Origin of the sequence: Streptomyces sp. NPDC093260 (assembly GCF_040683715.1) — a bacterium.
GTDB lineage: Bacteria > Actinomycetota > Actinomycetes > Streptomycetales > Streptomycetaceae > Streptomyces > Streptomyces sennicomposti.
Genome location: NZ_JBFBEK010000044.1, coordinates 1 through 15,997, shown reverse-complemented (window position 1 = coordinate 15,997; position 15,997 = coordinate 1). Strand labels below are relative to the sequence as shown.

At 70.9% G+C, this 15,997-nt stretch carries 13 protein-coding genes and 7 pseudogenes; 10 read left to right on the top strand and 10 right to left on the bottom strand.

What is annotated here, in order from left to right:
- Positions 1 to 119 precede the first annotated feature (119 nt).
- Positions 120 to 440: a hypothetical protein gene (locus AB0N63_RS34105; protein ID WP_365535461.1), complete on the top strand. Its 321-nt coding sequence runs from the start codon at positions 120 to 122 to the stop codon at positions 438 to 440.
- 549 nt (positions 441 to 989) lie between these two features.
- On the opposite strand, the pseudogene AB0N63_RS34100 reads toward AB0N63_RS34105, so the two are convergent.
- Positions 990 to 1,376 (bottom strand): annotated as a pseudogene (locus AB0N63_RS34100) (AAA family ATPase); the annotation flags it as partial.
- Positions 1,377 to 1,577: 201 nt separating this feature from the next.
- On the opposite strand from AB0N63_RS34100, the gene AB0N63_RS34095 reads away from it, so the two are divergent.
- The 3 genes and pseudogenes from AB0N63_RS34095 to AB0N63_RS34085 all read left to right on the top strand — a co-directional run.
- Positions 1,578 to 3,728: a M4 family metallopeptidase gene (locus AB0N63_RS34095; RefSeq protein ID WP_365535459.1), complete on the top strand. Its 2,151-nt coding sequence runs from the start codon at positions 1,578 to 1,580 to the stop codon at positions 3,726 to 3,728.
- A gap of 222 nt (positions 3,729 to 3,950) precedes the next feature.
- On the top strand, positions 3,951 to 5,237 hold the full coding sequence (locus AB0N63_RS34090; RefSeq protein ID WP_365535456.1) for a phytase: 1,287 nt from the start codon (positions 3,951 to 3,953) through the stop codon (positions 5,235 to 5,237).
- Positions 5,238 to 5,255: 18 nt separating this feature from the next.
- Positions 5,256 to 5,393, top strand: a pseudogene (locus tag AB0N63_RS34085) (transposase); the annotation flags it as partial.
- A 71-nt stretch (positions 5,394 to 5,464) separates the two neighbouring features.
- Here the strand turns inward: AB0N63_RS34085 and AB0N63_RS34080 are convergent.
- The 5 genes and pseudogenes from AB0N63_RS34080 to AB0N63_RS34060 all read right to left on the bottom strand — a co-directional run.
- A pseudogene (locus AB0N63_RS34080) lies at positions 5,465 to 5,674 on the bottom strand (IS3 family transposase); the annotation flags it as partial.
- A gap of 453 nt (positions 5,675 to 6,127) precedes the next feature.
- Positions 6,128 to 6,808, bottom strand: a complete 681-nt coding sequence (locus AB0N63_RS34075) for a response regulator transcription factor (RefSeq protein ID WP_365535454.1) — start codon at positions 6,806 to 6,808, stop codon at positions 6,128 to 6,130.
- On the bottom strand, positions 6,805 to 8,130 hold the full coding sequence (locus AB0N63_RS34070; RefSeq protein WP_365535452.1) for a histidine kinase: 1,326 nt from the start codon (positions 8,128 to 8,130) through the stop codon (positions 6,805 to 6,807). The genes AB0N63_RS34075 and AB0N63_RS34070 overlap by 4 nt, the downstream gene beginning before the upstream one ends.
- A complete protein-coding gene (locus AB0N63_RS34065) occupies positions 8,127 to 8,969 on the bottom strand; it encodes a CPBP family intramembrane glutamic endopeptidase (protein ID WP_365535449.1) in 843 nt (280 codons plus the stop codon). Before AB0N63_RS34065 ends, AB0N63_RS34070 begins: the two co-directional genes overlap by 4 nt.
- Positions 8,970 to 9,128: 159 nt before the next feature.
- Positions 9,129 to 9,881, bottom strand: a complete 753-nt coding sequence (locus tag AB0N63_RS34060; protein ID WP_365535447.1) for a phosphatidylinositol-specific phospholipase C domain-containing protein — start codon at positions 9,879 to 9,881, stop codon at positions 9,129 to 9,131.
- Between the two features lie 522 nt (positions 9,882 to 10,403).
- On the opposite strand from AB0N63_RS34060, the gene AB0N63_RS34055 reads away from it, so the two are divergent.
- The 3 genes and pseudogenes from AB0N63_RS34055 (at position 10,404) to AB0N63_RS34045 (ending at position 12,291) form a co-directional block, all read left to right on the top strand.
- Positions 10,404 to 10,532 (top strand): hypothetical protein, encoded by a 129-nt coding sequence (locus tag AB0N63_RS34055; RefSeq protein WP_365535445.1) that lies wholly within the window; start codon positions 10,404 to 10,406, stop codon positions 10,530 to 10,532.
- Positions 10,533 to 10,579: 47 nt separating this feature from the next.
- A pseudogene (locus tag AB0N63_RS34050) lies at positions 10,580 to 10,684 on the top strand (transcriptional regulator); the annotation flags it as partial.
- 92 nt (positions 10,685 to 10,776) lie between these two features.
- Entirely contained in the window at positions 10,777 to 12,291 is a 1,515-nt protein-coding gene (locus tag AB0N63_RS34045; RefSeq protein ID WP_365535443.1) for a hypothetical protein, read from the top strand.
- A 367-nt stretch (positions 12,292 to 12,658) separates the two neighbouring features.
- Here AB0N63_RS34045 and AB0N63_RS34040 read toward each other — a convergent pair.
- Positions 12,659 to 12,871: pseudogene (locus AB0N63_RS34040) on the bottom strand (helix-turn-helix domain-containing protein); the annotation flags it as partial.
- Positions 12,872 to 13,003: 132 nt separating this feature from the next.
- Between AB0N63_RS34040 and AB0N63_RS34035 the strand changes: the two are divergent.
- A pseudogene (locus AB0N63_RS34035) lies at positions 13,004 to 13,292 on the top strand (IMP dehydrogenase); the annotation flags it as partial.
- A gap of 34 nt (positions 13,293 to 13,326) precedes the next feature.
- Here the strand turns inward: AB0N63_RS34035 and AB0N63_RS34030 are convergent.
- Entirely contained in the window at positions 13,327 to 13,755 is a 429-nt protein-coding gene (locus AB0N63_RS34030) for a DUF4267 domain-containing protein (protein WP_365535440.1), read from the bottom strand.
- Positions 13,756 to 13,865: 110 nt separating this feature from the next.
- The gene (locus tag AB0N63_RS34025; RefSeq protein WP_365535438.1) at positions 13,866 to 14,216 is read right to left on the bottom strand and encodes an antibiotic biosynthesis monooxygenase family protein; all 351 of its coding nucleotides are present in this window, start codon (positions 14,214 to 14,216) and stop codon (positions 13,866 to 13,868) included.
- Positions 14,217 to 14,345: 129 nt separating this feature from the next.
- On the opposite strand from AB0N63_RS34025, the gene AB0N63_RS34020 reads away from it, so the two are divergent.
- Positions 14,346 to 14,927, top strand: a complete 582-nt coding sequence (locus tag AB0N63_RS34020) for a TetR family transcriptional regulator (protein WP_365535436.1) — start codon at positions 14,346 to 14,348, stop codon at positions 14,925 to 14,927.
- Between the two features lie 206 nt (positions 14,928 to 15,133).
- Here AB0N63_RS34020 and AB0N63_RS34015 read toward each other — a convergent pair.
- A pseudogene (locus AB0N63_RS34015) lies at positions 15,134 to 15,268 on the bottom strand (hypothetical protein); the annotation flags it as partial.
- 60 nt (positions 15,269 to 15,328) lie between these two features.
- On the opposite strand from AB0N63_RS34015, the gene AB0N63_RS34010 reads away from it, so the two are divergent.
- Positions 15,329 to 15,832 (top strand): hypothetical protein, encoded by a 504-nt coding sequence (locus AB0N63_RS34010; protein ID WP_365535434.1) that lies wholly within the window; start codon positions 15,329 to 15,331, stop codon positions 15,830 to 15,832.
- The last annotated feature ends 165 nt before the right edge of the window (positions 15,833 to 15,997 follow it).

Below are 15,997 nucleotides of genomic sequence, written 5' to 3'. Positions count from 1 at the left end.
GGTCGGGTCGTCCGGCCGCCGCGTGGAGTGCGGCGGCGAACAGTTCGTCCGCGCTGTGCAGGTGTTGGCCGCTCGCGTCGATCAGGGCGACGAGGGCGTCGACACGTTGGGAGGGGGTGGTGTCGTGGCCCAGGACGAGGCGGGCGGCGGCCGCGGGTGAGGTCGCCGTAGTGGGCGGCGTCGCGTACGGCGGTCAGGGCCCGTTCGGTGAGCAGTTCGTCGTCGTCGTGCGGGGTGCGCTGGGCGGCGAGGAGGGAGAGCTCTGCCGCGAGTGCGTGGTCGCCGCGCTGCCGGGCCCGGACGGCGGCGCGGGCGGCGCGGCGGGCCGTCTGCGGGTCGGCCCCATCGGCCGCCAGCGCGGTGTGCCGGTCGCGACGGACACTGTCACGGCTGGCCTCGGCCAGGCGAGCGTGCAGGAGCCTGCGCGCGTGACCCGGTAGCCGGGCGACGAGTTCGGTGCCGATCGCGGAGGCGGTGAACCGTACGCTCCTGTCCGCCCGTTCGATGTCGAGCAGCCCCGCTGCTTCGGCCTGGGTGAGGAGGGCCTCGGCTGTCGGGCCGGCGAGGCGGCCGAGCAGTTCGAGGTCGGGCCGGTCGTCCAGTGCGGCGAACGTCAGCAGTTCCTGTACCTGGGCCGGTACCTCGTCCAGCCACTCGCCCACCAGTCGGCGGACCGTCGGCGGCAGGGCCGACTCGCTTTCATCATCCCGGTCTGGGCGCGGGCGTGCGGCGTCGGCCAGCGCCAGGGCCAGTGCGGGGTTTCCTCCGCTGTGTGCGTGGATGCGGGTGACCTCGCGGGGGGTGAGCCGGTACGGGGACAGCAGCGTCGCGACCTGAGGGGCCGTCAGGGGCGGGACGCGCACCGCGCGCGTGTCCTCCCCGTACCAAAGGCCTGCGGACCCGGGGGGCCGGCTGCGCTCGGCCGCGATGACGGGAAGGTCCGGGGTCAGGCGCAGTGCCCAGCCCAGGACGGCCGCGCTGGCCGGGTCCAGCCACTGGGCGTTGTCCACCATCAGCGTCATGGGTGGTGCCTCCCGCAGCACAGCGGCGGTCTGCCGGCGCAGCCGCAGGGCCCGACCGGCATCGTCCGGAAGACCCGGCCGACCGGCGGCCTCGTCGAGTGCCGCCGTCAGCTCCCGCCCGGCGGGCAATGCCGTCAGGGCCAGCGCGAGTTCGAGGAGCCCTGCGCAGGGAACCTGGGCGTCCTGCGGCCGCGGGGCCAGCCGCACGACGGGCAGGCCCAGTCGTCGCCCCAGGGCCCCGGCCGCGGTGGTCTTGCCGCTTCCGGGCGGCCCGAAGAGGACCAGTCGGCGGGTGTCGTGCACGTCTTCCGGTACCACCGGCAGCACGGGGCCGGCCTCGTGGGACGCGTTCATCCACATCGCAGGGTCTGGCATCGGGCCATGGTGCGCCCGCAGGTCCTCCCCGGTCCAGGTCAAGGGGTTGCCCTGATGTCGGCCGGACCCCGCGTCCCTAGCCTCTTGGCCACAGCCGAGCCAATCGCTGTTGAACGCCCTCCGCACCTCAGATGACGTTTTGCGGCCAACTCCCCGACAAGGCCCGGCGGAAGGATTGCGATGAACCGCAAGAACGCTCTGGCGGCCGGTGTCGCGGCAGCCCTCGCACTGGGCTCCATGACCGCGGTGGCCACCCAGTCCACCGCGGCCCCCCGGCCCACCGCGGCCGCCGACACCTCCGCGGCCCGACCTGGCGCAGGGTTCCAGGCGATGACGGTCGGCGCGCGCGGCGAGGCGATACGCACGGCCGGCCGGAACGCGGCCGCGACCGCCCGCGCGCTCGGCCTGGGCCCGGACGAGCGTCTGGTGGCCAAGGACGTGCTGATCGACGCCGACGGCGCCCGGCACGTGCGCTACGACCGCACCTACAGAGGCCTGCCGGTGATCGGCGGCGACCTGGTGGTGCACCTCGCCAAGAACGGCACGATCACCGGCTCGGACCTGGCGCACCAGGGCGCGATCCGGATCGCCGGCACCACTCCGAAGCTTACGGCGGCCGACGCCTCGGCTGCGGCCGTGAGGCACGCCAAGCACGTAAGGCACGCCAAGGCCGGAAGCAAGGACAGCACCCTGGTGGTGTACGCCGTCGGCAAGGTGCCCGTCCTCGCCTACCGTTCGACCGTCACGGGCGCGGGCGAGACCGGCCCGGCCTCACGGCAGGCGGTGATCGTCGACGCATCCAGCGGCGCCCCGTTGGACCAGTACGAGCTGCACCAGAGCATCACGGGAACCGGCAACGGCGTCACCGTCGGCCAGGTCTCCATCGAGACCACCCAGACCGGCAGCGGCTACACCCTCACCGACGCCGCGCACGGTGGCACGATCGTCTACGACTCGTACAACAGCCCGCAGTCGAGCCCGAAGCAGAACGCCCGGACCTTCTCCAAGACCACCAACTCCTGGGGCAACGGCACCAACTCCAGCCGCGAGAGCGCCGCCGTGGACGCCTCCTACGGCCTGGCGAAGACCTGGGACTACTACAAGAACACCTTCGACCGCTCCGGCATCCGCAACGACGGCCGCGGCGCCCCGGCGTACGTGCACGTGGACAACAACGTGCTGAACGCCTTCTACGACGACAACTGCTTCTGCATGTTGTTCGGCGACGGCTCCTCGCAGAACGGCAACACCCCGGTCACCGCGCTGGACGTGGCCGGCCACGAGATGAGCCACGGCGTCACCGCCGCCACCGCCAACCTCGACTACTCCGGCGAGTCCGGCGGCCTCAACGAGGCCACCAGCGACATCTTCGGCACCATGGTCGAGTTCTACGCCAACAACAGCAGCGACCCAGGCGACTACTACATCGGCGAGCAGCTCAACGTTCCGGGCGGTTACTTGCGCCGGATGGACAACCCCGCCGCCGACGGCAGGTCGCTGTCCTGCTGGAACTCGAACGCCGGCTCGGTGGACGTGCACCTCTCCTCCGGCATCGGCAACCACTTCTTCTACCTGGCGGCCGAGGGCACCGGGGCGAAGACCATCGGCGGACGCTCGCACAACGGGACCACCTGCAACAACGACACCTTCGCGGGCATCGGCAAGGACAAGGCCGCAGCGGTCTGGTACCGGGCGCTGTCCGCCTACATGACCTCCACCACCAACTATGCGGGCGCCCGCACCGCTACCCTGCAGGCCGCCGCGGACCTGTACGGCACCAACTCCCAGGAGCGGTACCTCGTCTCCAAGGCCTGGGCAGCCGTCAGCGTCGGCACCGCCCTGCCCGACCCCGGCACCGGCACCCCCACCCCCGATCCGACCGATCCCCCCAGCGGGAACGCACTGGCCAACGGCGGCTTCGAGCAGGGCGCCAGCGGCTGGACCCAGAGCGACGACATCATCACCAACTCGTCCCTGCAGGCCGCACGTGACGGGTCCTGGTACGCCTGGATGATGGGCTACGGCACCAACGCCGTCGAGTCCCTGTCCCAGTCGAACATCGCGGTGCCCTCCACCGGCGCCCCGAAGCTCACCTTCTGGCTGGAGGTCAGCACCCAGGAGTCCGGCTCCGCGGCCTACGACACCCTCAAGGTCAACGTCAACGGCACCACACTGGCCACCTACTCCAACGCCAACGCGAGCGCGGGATACGTCCAGAAGACCGTCGACCTGTCCGCCTACAAGGGCAGGACGGTGAAACTGGAGTTCGCCGGCGCCGAAGACGCCTACCTGTCGACCGTCTTCCTGGTCGACGGCATCGCCATCGGCTGACCGGTCCCGCTCACCACCGATGCTCCTGCGGCCGGTCCCCTGCTGGGTGCTCCGGCCGCAGGAGCCGCCGCGCGCGTGCGGGGTCGGTCGAAGCGGCCCAGCCCTCACTCCGCGGGTTTCGCGATGTGTTCAACCACCGTCCACGCCCCAGTCGTGTACATGACAGCCAGGGACGTGAACATCTTCCCTATCAGGGCAAAACCCCTCATACAAGGAAGGATCATGACGACACGTCTGGCGTCTCACGCCTCCGCGCTGGCTCTCTGCACCACACTGGCGACCTCCTTCGCCCTCCCGGCGCAGGCCTCCGGGATCGGCAACGTCCGGCCGAAGGCCGAGACCGCGCCTGTGTTCGACGACGAGGCCGGCGGTAACGCCAACGCGGACGACCCCGCGATCTGGCGCAACGCCGCCGACCCGGGCCGCAGCCTGGTGATCGCCACCGCCAAGCAGGGTGGTCTGCGGGTCTACGACCTCGACGCGCACCAGGTGCAGTCGATCCCCGCCCCGGCCGGCCCGAGCGCCGACGACAAGCCCGGTCGCTTCAACAACGTCGACCTGGTACACAACCTGCGGCTGGGTGGCGTACGCGCGGACGTCGCGGTAGTCAGCGACCGCGGCAACGACCGGCTGCGGATCTACCGCATCGACCGGGACAAGCCCGGCGGCCCGCTCACCGACGTCACCGACCCGGGAGCGCGCCCCGTGTTCTCCGCCGACCAGGCCGAGATCAACAAGCAGAAGACCGCATACGGCCTGGCCACCTGGACCGACCGCGCCACCGGCCGTTCCTACGCACTGGTCAGCCAGCGCAACCGCACCCGGATCGCGCTGCTGGAGCTGGTCCCCACCGCGACCGGCACCGTCGGCTACCGCCAGGTCCGCACCCTGGACCTGCCCGCCTCCTTCCGCCTGCCCGACGGGACCCCCTGGACGCCGTGCGCCGAGCCGGGTGAACTGCCGCAGGTCGAGGGCATGGTCGTCGACCCCGCGGACGGCACCCTGTACGCCGGTCAGGAGGACGTCGGCATCTGGCGCATCGACGCGGGCCTGACCGGCACCCCGACCCTGATCGACAAGGTCCGCGAGTACGGCGTGCCGGGCACGTACGACGAGCAGACCGAGCAGTGCACGCCCGGCATCGACCCCGGCTTCGGCGGCACGCACCTGACGGCCGACGTCGAGGGCCTGACCCTGGTCGACGAGCCGGACGGCGACGGCTACCTGCTCGCCTCCAGCCAGGGCGACAACACCTTCGTCGCCTACGACCGCGAGCGCGACGAGGACAACGAGTACGAGAACGCCTTCCGCATCGTCGCGGCCTCCACCACCCTTGACGGCTCCGAGGTCTGCGACGGTGCCGCCGCCCTCGACGCCCCCCTCGGCAGGCGCTACCCCAACGGCCTGCTCGTCGTCCAGGACGGCGAGGAGACTCCCGGCGACGGCGACCGCGAGGCGACCGGCTTCAAGTTCGTCGACCTCGGCGAGGTCGTCGACATCATCGACTGACAAGTGAAGACGATCCGCAAAAGGAGGAACGAAGTCGAGCGAATGATCAATGTGCTCAAGACCTGCAGGGCCGTGGCCACGAGGTACGACAAGCGTGCCTACATCTTCCACGGCACCATCATCATCGCCTCGATTCGACTCTGGCTGCGCCCATGATCTGGGACAGATCTGGCGTACTCGAGACCGGCACCAGTACCGGAGCAGCCGCATCTCCCCTCAAAACAGCCTGCCTCCTGCGACGTCACCCCGGGACGCCGGCCGGCGTCGACCTCGGCCTTGCGGACCCACGTCCGAACCGTCTGGGGAGAACCGATGCCCGGCTTCACGGCGACCGCCTTCATCGCGGCCCACTCAGCTGGGTAGTTGGAGCGAACCCCCGTGACCATGCGCACCGCACGCTCACGAAGCCCGGCAGGGCATGGGGACGGACGGGCCATGACTCGATCCTCTCAGGGAATCAAGCCTCCATCAGACCCGGAGCGCTTCAATCAGCGGGGCGCAGCGCTGTCACCCGACGACTGGAGGAGATCACTCGTACTCATCCCCGCACACGCCACCGGATCGGCCGGCCCCGCCCGCAGCGTCCGGCCCCCGCTACCCGCACCGCCCCCACCGGCTGCCCGGGGCCTGGAGCAGGTGATGCCGCCCCCGAGCAAGCGCCGCCGTGAGGTGAAGCGGGTGCTGCGCAGCGACGCGATGCTGCCGGAGTTCGACCGATCATGCCGGGCTCGCGGGATCTGGCACCGCGCCTCGCCACGTTGTCGTCGGTTGTCAGGGCTCCGCCCTGCCGCCCTCCTCCGCCTGCGATGCACGGCACCGGACTCCGTTCCCTGATCCGGCCTGATCCGGACGAAAGACCCTGGCCCCCAGCCGTCCAGGCCCGTGGGGGCTCAGCTCGCCAGGCCGTGACGGAACGCGTAGACGACCGCCTGGACGCGGTCGCGCAGGTTCAGCTTGGTGAGTATGCGGGAGACGAACGTCTTCACCGTCTCCTGGCTGATGACGAGGGCGGCGGCGATCTCGCTGTTGGACAGGCCGTCCGCGATCAACCGCAGCACCTCCAGCTCACGCGGGGTGAGCGGAAGGTCCTCGGGGGCGCTGTCGGTGGGGCGGATGCGGGTCGCGTACCGGCCGACGAGCTGGCGGGTGACCTCGGGGTCGAGCAGCGCCGCGCCCATGGCGACCGTGCGGATGCCGTGCAGCAGGTGGTCGGGCGGGGCGTCCTTGAGGAGGAAGCCGCTCGCTCCGGCGCGCAGCGCCTCGTAGACGTACTCGTCGAGGTTGAACGTGGTGACCACGAGGACCTTGACGGGGTGGGCGACCCCGGCCCCCGCCAGCAGGCGGGTGGCTTCGAGGCCGTCGAGGACCGGCATGCGGATGTCCATGACCACGACGTCCGGGTCGAGCTCGCGGGCGAGGTCGACTCCTTTTTGGCCGTCACCGCACTCGCCCACCACCTCCATGTCCGGCTGGGCGTCGACGATGGTGACCAGGCCCATGCGGATCAGCGCCTGGTCGTCGCAGACGAGCACCCGGGTCGGCGCGGACCCGGACGGCGGAGGTGTGTTCACGAGCGGCCCCCGGCCGGTATCCGCGCCCGGACGACGAAGCCGCCGCCCGCGACGGCGCCGGCGCTGAAGTCCCCGCCGAGCACGTCGACCCGCTCGCGCAGACCCGCCAGCCCCCGTCCACTGCCACCGACAGCGGCGGCCCGTGAGCCGGTGCCGTCCGTGCTGACCTCCACGGTGATCTCCCTCTCGCCGTGCCGCACGGTGACCGAAGTGCGGCTGCCGTGAGCGTACTTGAGTGCGTTGGTCAGTGCTTCCTGCACCACCCGGTAGGCCACGAGGTCGGAACTGCCGGTGGACTCCGGCGGGGCGCCCTCCTCGGTGAAATCCACCGGCTGGCCCGCCTGGCGGATCTGCTCCACGAGGGTCAGGACGCGGCCGACGGCCGGTGTCCTCGGCTCGGCCGCAACCTCGCCGCCGTTCCCGGTGCCGTGATCGGGGTTGAGCAGGTCCAGCAGGTGCCGCAGATCGGTGATCGCCCGCCGCCCGGTGTCGGCGACGGCGCTCAGGGACTGCTCCAGCCGCTCGGGCGCGGCGGTCAGATAGCGGGCAGCCTCCGCCTGCACCACCATCGCCGTCACGTGGTGGGTCACGACGTCGTGCAACTCCCTCGCAATCCGGGTGCGTTCGGCGTCTCGTGTCTCCACCGCGACCCGCTTGCGACGTTCGGCCTCCGCCTGCCGGGTGGTGCGCAGCCAGCTTCCGGCGCCCCAGGCCAGGCCCAGCGCCATGTAGAAGGTCGTGAACTCCGTGGCGGTCTCGCCCGTGCCGAGGTGGGAGAGGCCCACCGACAGCGCCACGTACGCCACGGTGAGGCCGGCCACGAAGCTCCGGCGGTGCCGTTCCAGGTGCGAGCCGGTGCTCACCAGCACGACGCCCATCGCGGTGGCCGCGAAGGTGTGGTAGCCGAGGAGCTGGTCGACGGCGAACCCGCCGGACACCAGGACCAGGGAGAGGGTCGGCCACCGCCGGCGCACCGCCAGGGGCAGGGTTTCGAGGAGGATCACCACGACGGCCACCGCGTCGTGCGGGCGGTCGGGGACACCCCCGATGACCGTTCCGTTGCTGCGGAGCGCCGGGAGGAAGGAACCGACCAGAAGGAGGAGCCCGAAGGGAAGGTCCCGGACGACGACGTCCAGCCGGTACCAGACTCCACCGAGCCGCTCCCGGGTGCTGTCCAGACGGTGTCGGATGCCGTCCAGGCGGGCCCGGTTCACCAACGGCCGGAGCCGGAGCCCGGTCGGCCGGTGCCCGGCACCGCTCTCGCGGTGCCCGGCTCCGTCCGTCCAGTGCTCCGGCGGACCGGCGGATCGCTGTTCCGTCATCGGGCGAGCGCCGCGAGGGTGTCGACGCGCCCGGCACGGCGCCGGGGGACGATGTTGCCGCGGCGGTGGGCCACGACCAGGAAGCAGATCGTCAGCAGCGTGCCGAAAGCCACCGAGTAGATGCTCGCCTCGGGACCGAACTCGCCGCCCGTGATCAGATGGTTGCCCGACAGGGTGGCGTCCAGCAAACCGTGGGTGTCGCCGTTGCCCGAGACCTGGGTGCTGAAGACGCCGGACTCCATGAAGTTCCAGGCGAAGTGCACGCCCATCGGCAGCCACAGGTTGCGGGTGGCGGCGTAACCGGCGGCGAGCATGGCGCCGGCCTCGATGGCGATGGCCAGGGCGCCGGCGACGGTGGCGTCGTCGTTGAGGAGGTGCATGGCGCCGAACACGAGGCCGGACAGTACCAGGGCGGTATACGTGCCCGTGCCGCGTTCCAGCAGCCGGAACAGCAGCCCGCGGAAGATGATCTCCTCCGTCGAGGCGGCGGCCGCCATGAAGCCGATCAGTCCGATGGCCCCGCTCACCGAGTCGATGCCGTGGACCTTGTAGTCACCGAGGAAGTAGATGTTGCCGATGACGCAGAGGAACATCAGCGTGCCCAGGACCAGGCCCCAGAAGGTCGCGCTTATCGCTTCCATCCCCCGCAGTTCGGTCACCTCGCGGTTCTCGGTGCGCCGCACGGCCCACCGGTAGACGAAGGTCATCACAGCCACGGTGAGGGCGCCCACCAGGAGCGAGAGCCAGGGGTTGTCCTTCGCCCCGTTGGTGAGACCGCCGCACACCGCGTAGACCGCGAAGACGACGACTACCTGCAGGACTACCTTCCAGGCTTTCATGACGTGAACTCCTTTTGCCGGTTCCGACTCCGGTTCCCTCTCCGGTCCGCGGCCCGACGTTCCGCGGTGATTCGAACACTACGGATTCGGTGTGGAGGAAATCGTCACCGTGCAGTGGACACTCGCTTGTAGCTCACACGGGGGACAAAGGGCGGGACGTCACCCTGAAGAGGCCCCAACCGGCCGCTCTGATCGCCTGCTCGGTATCGACGCCGTGCCGGATGTGCCAGACGTGAGGTCCCCGTTGTAGTCGGAGGCGGACGTGTACGTCACGAACATCTCACCACTGCCGTCGCGTACGGCCTGGTCGATGTTCGCCTTGACGAAGTTCCACTTCTCCGGGACGCCGTTGGGCCCGTAGTCGTCCTCCTGATGGTCTTTGAAGGACCTGATCCCGTACTGGTGGTCGACGTGGTCGAAACTGCCAGCACGATCTTGCCCCGCACATCCGAGAGCCGGGGCACGCCGGCCGGTTTTCCCTGGGAGACCGACGGGGGCGTAGAACAGGTTGGGGTAGCGGGACACATAACTCGCGAAGATCGACTCGATCTTCGCGCTGTCGACGGTCTTCGGATCGTTCCCGCAGTCCCCGGCGCCGACGGACTCGGTCCCGCGGGAGCACTCGGCCCTCAGACGCATGACGACCGTCCCGGTCCTGTGCTTGCCGAGGAAGTCCTGCGCCTTGGCCAGCACGTCGTCGAAATTCGCGTTCTGGTACACCTTTCCGTGATGCACCGTGAAGTACCCGTTCCCGGTGACACGGACCCGGATGCCGATGGCGCGGACTCCCGCTCCAACTGCGCCGTCAGGGTGTTGCCGCTCCCGCCGACGTCTTCCTGCGTCTGCGATATCGGCAGGTTCTTGATGGAGAGGCTGTCGTGGGTGCCGGGCAAGGACAGCGCAGCGAGCCATGTTCCGCCGGCGAGGTTCTTCATCCAGTCCGCCTGCGTCGCCGGCCCGAGGTTGGAGAACGCGTCACCCCAGTCCGTGCCGTGGGCCTGGGCGGGCGCAGGTGCCAGGAGAGTCGTACTCCCTGCGACACCGAGCACGATCGCGCCCGCCGCGACACCGGTCGTCATCCGGCGTGCCAGCCGACGAAGCCACCGCAACGACGTGTCGCGGACATCGGGCGGAGAGGAACGAGGCATGGGACTCCCATTCAGGGTCGAGAAGAAGCTGCGGAGGACCGTGCTCGGATCCCCGCACGTAAGGCAGCCGTGGCACTGGAATTCCCGCTCTGCCCTTCATCGCCCGGCTCTCGCCGTCAGGTCTTGTCCGCGCACCCGAAGAACAGCCCAACGGCCGTGCCGCCACGGCGAATCCATGCTCGCGGCTCCTGCCAACGCTCCGCTGCCGTCGCGCTAGCCTCGCTTTCCGCCGTGACACGGGCGGAGTGCGGTGATTCCGCGGAGCGCGGCCGACCCCGTCGGCGGTATGCCTGCTCGGCCAGGAGACATCTGCCGCCAGGTCGGCAACCAGCACGTCGTCGGCGAGAGCGGGCAGGCACCGGACGAGAACGCTCACCGCTTCCTCGCTCTCGCCGTCGGGCCGGTTCTTCGGTGAGTGGGTGGCGCAGTAACGGCGGCCGGTGTCATAGGCCGGGTGGTGCCCGCAGGATCCTGGAGGGCGTCACGCCGGCCGACATCGCCGTCGGCGAACTGCCCGAAGCCGTCCGCGGCCTGGCGGCTGACCTGGCGGCCTGGGCGAGCCCGTGAGAACCGGTGAGGGGCCGCCCGAACCGGTGCGGGAGCCGGTCCGCTCGCCGTGCCGGGGCAACCAGGCGGGGCCGCGGAGGGTCTGAGGTCACATGGGTGGTGCTGCGAGGACGGGCGGGAAGCGGTGGTGCACGCTGGTGGCGTGCGCCTCGGTGCTGGTGGCCGCCGTGGTGGTGGCGTCGGCGGGGGACGGCACGGACCGTGCGGGCGGTAGGACGGGAGCGGACCGGGGCGGGCACCGGACCGCCGGGCGCGGCGGAACCGTCTGGACGCCCGACCCTCACGGCGGCGACACCTCCTCCGGGCAGGGCCTGCTACGGCTCCGCTCCGCGCCGAACGTCTACTACCTGCCCCGGTACAGCGCCTTCCAGCAGGCGCCCTCGGCTCCCGAGTTCCACGTCGTCCTGGCGGCGTCGGCGGCCCCGTCCGGCGGGAGCGGCGAGCTGGCGGCCACGAGCAAGGGGGCCGTCGGCGGGGTCGAGGCGGACTTCGACCTGACCGCCTTCCAGGGCAGGGCGGAGATCACCTCCGTGCACAAGGGATACGGCTGCGCCCGCTCCGGCTACCGGGTGCACTGCGCGCTGGGCTCCCTGAAGTTCGGCGAGGGAGCCGACTTCACCCCGTTCTCCGTCCGTCCGAAGCCCGGGACCGCCGCCGGCCCGGCGGGGACGATCAGGATGACCGTGCGCAGCGCCGACGCGCCCACCGTCCGGCACACCACCCGCGTGATCTCCGGTTCCCCGCGCCTGACGGCCCGCCCGGACCTCGACAGGCTCGCCGAGGTCCCACCCGGGGGCCGGATGCGGCTCACGCCGGCCTTCGGCAACAAGGGGGACATCGCCGTCGAGGGCGGCATCAGCGTCGTGGTGTCGGCCCTCGGGGCCGGCCTGCTGCCCCGGTACGCCAACTGCCGCTACGACAAGGCGAGCGGGGCCACGAGGGCGCAGTGCGACTTCCCCGGAGCGCTGCCCGCGGGGGCGGCGTACGAGACCGACGGCGCGCTCACCGCCGTCGCCGGCCGCAGCGCGAAGACCGGCACGGTGACCTACACCGTGTGGCGCACGGCCGACGTCGGCTACCTCGCCGTGCTGCCCGCGTCGGCCCCGCACGGCAGCGGGGCGCCGCTACGGCTGCGGCCCGTCGACGGCAGCGCGTTCCCCGACGCCGGCGCCGAAACCGGCGAGCGGGCCGTCGGGGGAGGGCTGTCCTTCGAGACCACGGGGAAGGACGACGTGGAGGCCGTCGGCTTCGTCGTCAAGGGCCGGGTGGGCCAGGTGGTCGAGGCGACCGTGCCGTATCCGAGAGGCGACGGCTGGACCGACTCCTTCGGGCGGGGCACGGTGTGGGTGACCCTCCCGGCGGGCGTCAGCCTGATCGAGGTACCGCCGCAGGACCACGACAGCGACGTTCCCTACTGCCACCGGGGCCCGCGCCCGGACGGCCCCGTGGCCTGCCCCGGCCCCGCCGCGGCGGGCACCGTCCTGCGGGTACGCCTGGACCGGCGCGTCGACGGGGCCCGCGGCAGCGTCTCGGTGCGCTCTGACCCGTCCGCCGACCCGGACCAGCGCAACAACACCGCCCCCGTGACGGTGCAGTACCTCCCGTGAGCGGACGGGGAGGGGCGGCCCGGCCGCGGAGGCTCGGCCGCCCCTCCCCGCAGATCCGTGGGCCGAAGGGCTCGCTGTGGCGCGCGCCGACGCGGCCGCGCACGACGGGATGTTCCTCCCGCCGGTCTCTGCGGTGTGGGCCGGCTACCCCATCGGTGTGTGGGCGAAGAACCAGCGCGCGGCGGCCCGCAGGACCGTCCGGAACGCCGCACGGCGGGCGACGGGCGACAGGGACGTGCCAGCGCCGGGGGGCTGACTCCAGGCCGATCCGGATGCGCTCGGCAGGCGCTGGCAGGCAGGCCGTTCCGGCTGAGGCCGAGCGTCACGTTCGGCGGTCATTACGACATAATCGCCCGGTCTTGGCGAGCTTGGGCCTTGGACGGCGTTTGTCCGCCCGGCGCTGGGCAGCGTGCGGCCGGTAGTACCAACGGCCGTCGGGGAGGACGGTCCGGTGTCGTCGGATCTCCCGGCTGATGGTTGACGGGCTGCGGCCAAGCTCGGCTGCGGTCGTCCGGACGGCAGCCTTCTCCCGCAACCGGTCGGCTATGTGGATGCGGTCGGCCTCACGCAGGCAGCGCGAGGAGCCGGCCGGCTCCTCAGCCATGGGAACAAGGTGAGGCGGCACCACCCCGGTGACAGGTAGTGCCGCCTTTTGACGGCGTCAGCACTGCGGCTGTTACGCCATCGCCTGCCGGTCTTCGAGTTGATGCCGCAGTCCATCCGGCAGGCCCTCCTTTCGCCGCGCCCCAGCGGAAACGTGGGATTCGTCGGCGTCCCGCACGACGTCACGGTCGGCGCCGAGACCCTCTACTACGCCCCTGTCGGTCTTCGTGGCGGTTCGCTCCAATGCGCGCCTTTCTGCCCGACCTCGTGTGGCGCGTCATGTCGGGGCGGATCGAACCGGGCGCGGTGTTCGATCCCATCTTCAGCTGGACCAGGCCGCCGAGGGTCACCGGGCGATGGACGAGTGCCGCGCGATCAAAACGCATCTGCATCCTTGACGTCCCCTTCATCGGGGTCGGCAGGGTGCGGTTGTCAGACGGAGTGCCCGGTGGGCGCAGGGGCGGGGGCCCGGTGAGGCTTGCCGGTCTCGCGGAGGACGAGGAGGCCGGTGGTCGCTATCAGGGCCGCCGTCAGGCCGTGGATGCCGAACGCGGCGGCGTAGGGACCGTGATGGGCCAGGACGTTGAGCATGTCGCCGAGCGGGGCGACGGCCTCCATGAGCAGGGCCCAGCCCAGGGCGCGGCGGTGGCCCGTGGTCAGCAGGACGCCGAGCACCAGGCCCATCGCCACCTCGCGGGTGCCCTTCATGATGAGGAAGCCGTCACCGTTGCCGGCGGTCCAGTCCGGCAGGCCGACGCCGTGGGTGGACGCCTCCGGGGCCAGGACGAAGGACAGCCCGAGGTAGAGCACGAAGACGGCGCAGACGGTGACCAGGGCGGTGTTGACGTTCTTCAGTGACATGGTGGTTCTCCTTCGACATTCGGAAGGGTCGGCGAGCTGTGCGGGTGGGGCGGCCAAGCTCGTGCGCCTCGGAGGAGATCGCCCGTGACGCACGGGCCTGGCCGTCGGTGTCACACGTCGGCCTGCTCGAAGACGTGCGGGTACAACACGATGTCGTCGGGGAACTCGGCCGCCATGCGCTGGAATTCCGGGCTGCTGAGCGCTGCGGCCAGGGCGCCGGTCGACTCCCAGACCGCGACGTTCATCAGGAGCTGACTGCCCGCTGTCCCCCTGTGCATCTGCATGGAGACGAAACCCGGCTGCGCCTTCATGAATTCGGCCTGCCTGAGGAAGAGGTCCGAGAACGTCCCGGCCCTCTCCCCCGGCACGACGAAGGTGTTCGCCAGGACGATGGGGCCGGTGCTCTCCCGTAATTGCGCGGGCCAGGGCGTGTGCGGGTCGAGGCTCTGGACGGTGGCCATCTCGGTGTGTCCTCTCGCTGTGGGCTGTCCGTTCGGATGAGCGAAGTCAACACACGTTGGCAACGCATGTTGGCGAATTTAGAGGGGCCGCCCTGGACTGTCAACAGTCGTTGGCCTACATTCGTGGGCATGACCGGCACCACGAAGAATCAGCAGGCCGTCCGGCGTTCCGACGCGACCCGCGCCGCGATCCTCGCCGCAGCCCGCGAACGGTTCGCGGCGGACGGGTACGAGAAGGCGACGATCCGGGCCATAGCGCGCGATGCGCAGATCGACCCGTCGATGGTCATGCGCTACTACGACAGCAAGGCCGGCCTGTTCGCCGCCGCCGTCGCGGTCGACCCCGGACTGCCCGCCGTGCCCCTCGAACCCCGTGAGCAGATCGGCCGCACGCTGGTGAGTCACTTCCTCGCCCTGTGGGAGGAGAACGAGGGGCTGACCGCACTGATGCGGGTCGGCGCGACCGACGAGGCCGCAGCGGAACGCATGCAGCACGTGCTGCGCGAGCAGTTGATCCCGCTGGCCCGCTTGGTGTGCCCCGAGCCGGAGCAGGCGCAGACGCGGGCGGCCCTATGTGCCGCGACCGTGCTGGGGCTCGCGCTGACGCGCTACGTGCTGCGGTTCCCGGCGAGTGCGGCCCTCAGCCGCGAGGAGATCGTGGACTGGCTCGGCCCCACCATCCAGCGCTATCTCACCGCACCCACACCGTGACCCTCGAAGCCGCGTGCAGCGGCCAGTTCACCCCCCGCAGGCTCACGCCTCCCTACCCCCACACGGGCCGGCGGTGTCGGCGAGGGGCATCAGTCCGTCGGGGTGCCACAGCTGGGCGTAGGCGAGCTGTTCCATGGCGGCACGGTCGTACGGGCGCTCCCGACCGTGCATCGCGGTGTCAGGATCAGTCCGCGTTCCTCGTAGTAACGCAGGGTCGGTAACGAGATACCGAAGGCGCGGGCGACCCCGCTGATCGAGTACAACTGTTCCAGGGTGTTCTCCGGGGTGCGGGCGCTTCCACACAAGTGGACTTGAGCGCGCAGGGTCGGACGCCCTGCCACTGCGAGAACATCCGCACGCCCGGAGAGATGTCCGAGTCGCCATGGAAAGGTTCGAGGCGCGTGGTTGCTGATCCCTCCCCGGCTCTGCCTGAGGTGCTGACGAAGCTCGAGCAGGCTGTCGGCCGGCACGAGGATGGAGCCTCGTACGCTGACGATCACGAGCGCTGGTCTCTCTACCGCGCGGCGACGGACACGCCCGCGGCATTGCCGTTGCTGTTTCAGGCGGTGTCACTGGAGCCGGACGGTCCTCTGGCGTCCGGTGTCGTCGGCGACGTACTGGAACGCGTCCCGAGGGACGAACGCCAGCGATGGATACATCTTCTCGCGCCGGCTGTGCGTGCCTTCTCGGAGCGCCGGGCGCATGATCTCGGAGTCCTGGAATCACTCGCACAGGGCACCGTGTCAGCCGAAGCCGTAGACGAGCTCATGGCCAGCTGGTCCGACTGGCTTCAACACAGGGCCGTCGATGCGACCGCCGACCAGGACGTTCTGCGTGTTGTCTCCCGTAAAGGCCGAACGAAGAAGATCAGACAGGCTGCCGCCAATGCGCTCGGGAAGAACTGAGGTGCCCTCCGCCTATCCACGATGAGGGCAGTCGCGCCCCGTCTCCGTCAGCCGTGGGCGCCGGCCGGCGCGCCCGGCTCCGGCGCCCGTACCCGGGCCGCTGGGGGGGGGGGGGGCCGCACCCACCCCCCCCTGAGGGCCCCCGCGAGGCCTGCGAGGGATTGG

What these genes read in the sequence shown, in the direction of transcription:
- AB0N63_RS34095 (WP_365535459.1), top strand. Translation starts at nt 1,578, where the DNA reads ATGAACCGCAAGAACGCTCTGGCGGCCGGTGTCGCGGCAGCCCTCGCA.
- AB0N63_RS34025 (WP_365535438.1), bottom strand. Translation starts at nt 14,216, where the DNA reads ATGGCCACCGTCCAGAGCCTCGACCCGCACACGCCCTGGCCCGCGCAA.
- AB0N63_RS34020 (WP_365535436.1), top strand. Translation starts at nt 14,346, where the DNA reads ATGACCGGCACCACGAAGAATCAGCAGGCCGTCCGGCGTTCCGACGCG.
- AB0N63_RS34060 (WP_365535447.1), bottom strand. Translation starts at nt 9,881, where the DNA reads ATGGCTCGCTGCGCTGTCCTTGCCCGGCACCCACGACAGCCTCTCCAT.
- AB0N63_RS34055 (WP_365535445.1), top strand. Translation starts at nt 10,404, where the DNA reads ATGCCTGCTCGGCCAGGAGACATCTGCCGCCAGGTCGGCAACCAGCAC.
- AB0N63_RS34065 (WP_365535449.1), bottom strand. Translation starts at nt 8,969, where the DNA reads ATGAAAGCCTGGAAGGTAGTCCTGCAGGTAGTCGTCGTCTTCGCGGTC.
- AB0N63_RS34045 (WP_365535443.1), top strand. Translation starts at nt 10,777, where the DNA reads ATGGGTGGTGCTGCGAGGACGGGCGGGAAGCGGTGGTGCACGCTGGTG.
- AB0N63_RS34070 (WP_365535452.1), bottom strand. Translation starts at nt 8,130, where the DNA reads ATGACGGAACAGCGATCCGCCGGTCCGCCGGAGCACTGGACGGACGGA.
- AB0N63_RS34030 (WP_365535440.1), bottom strand. Translation starts at nt 13,755, where the DNA reads ATGTCACTGAAGAACGTCAACACCGCCCTGGTCACCGTCTGCGCCGTC.
- AB0N63_RS34090 (WP_365535456.1), top strand. Translation starts at nt 3,951, where the DNA reads ATGACGACACGTCTGGCGTCTCACGCCTCCGCGCTGGCTCTCTGCACC.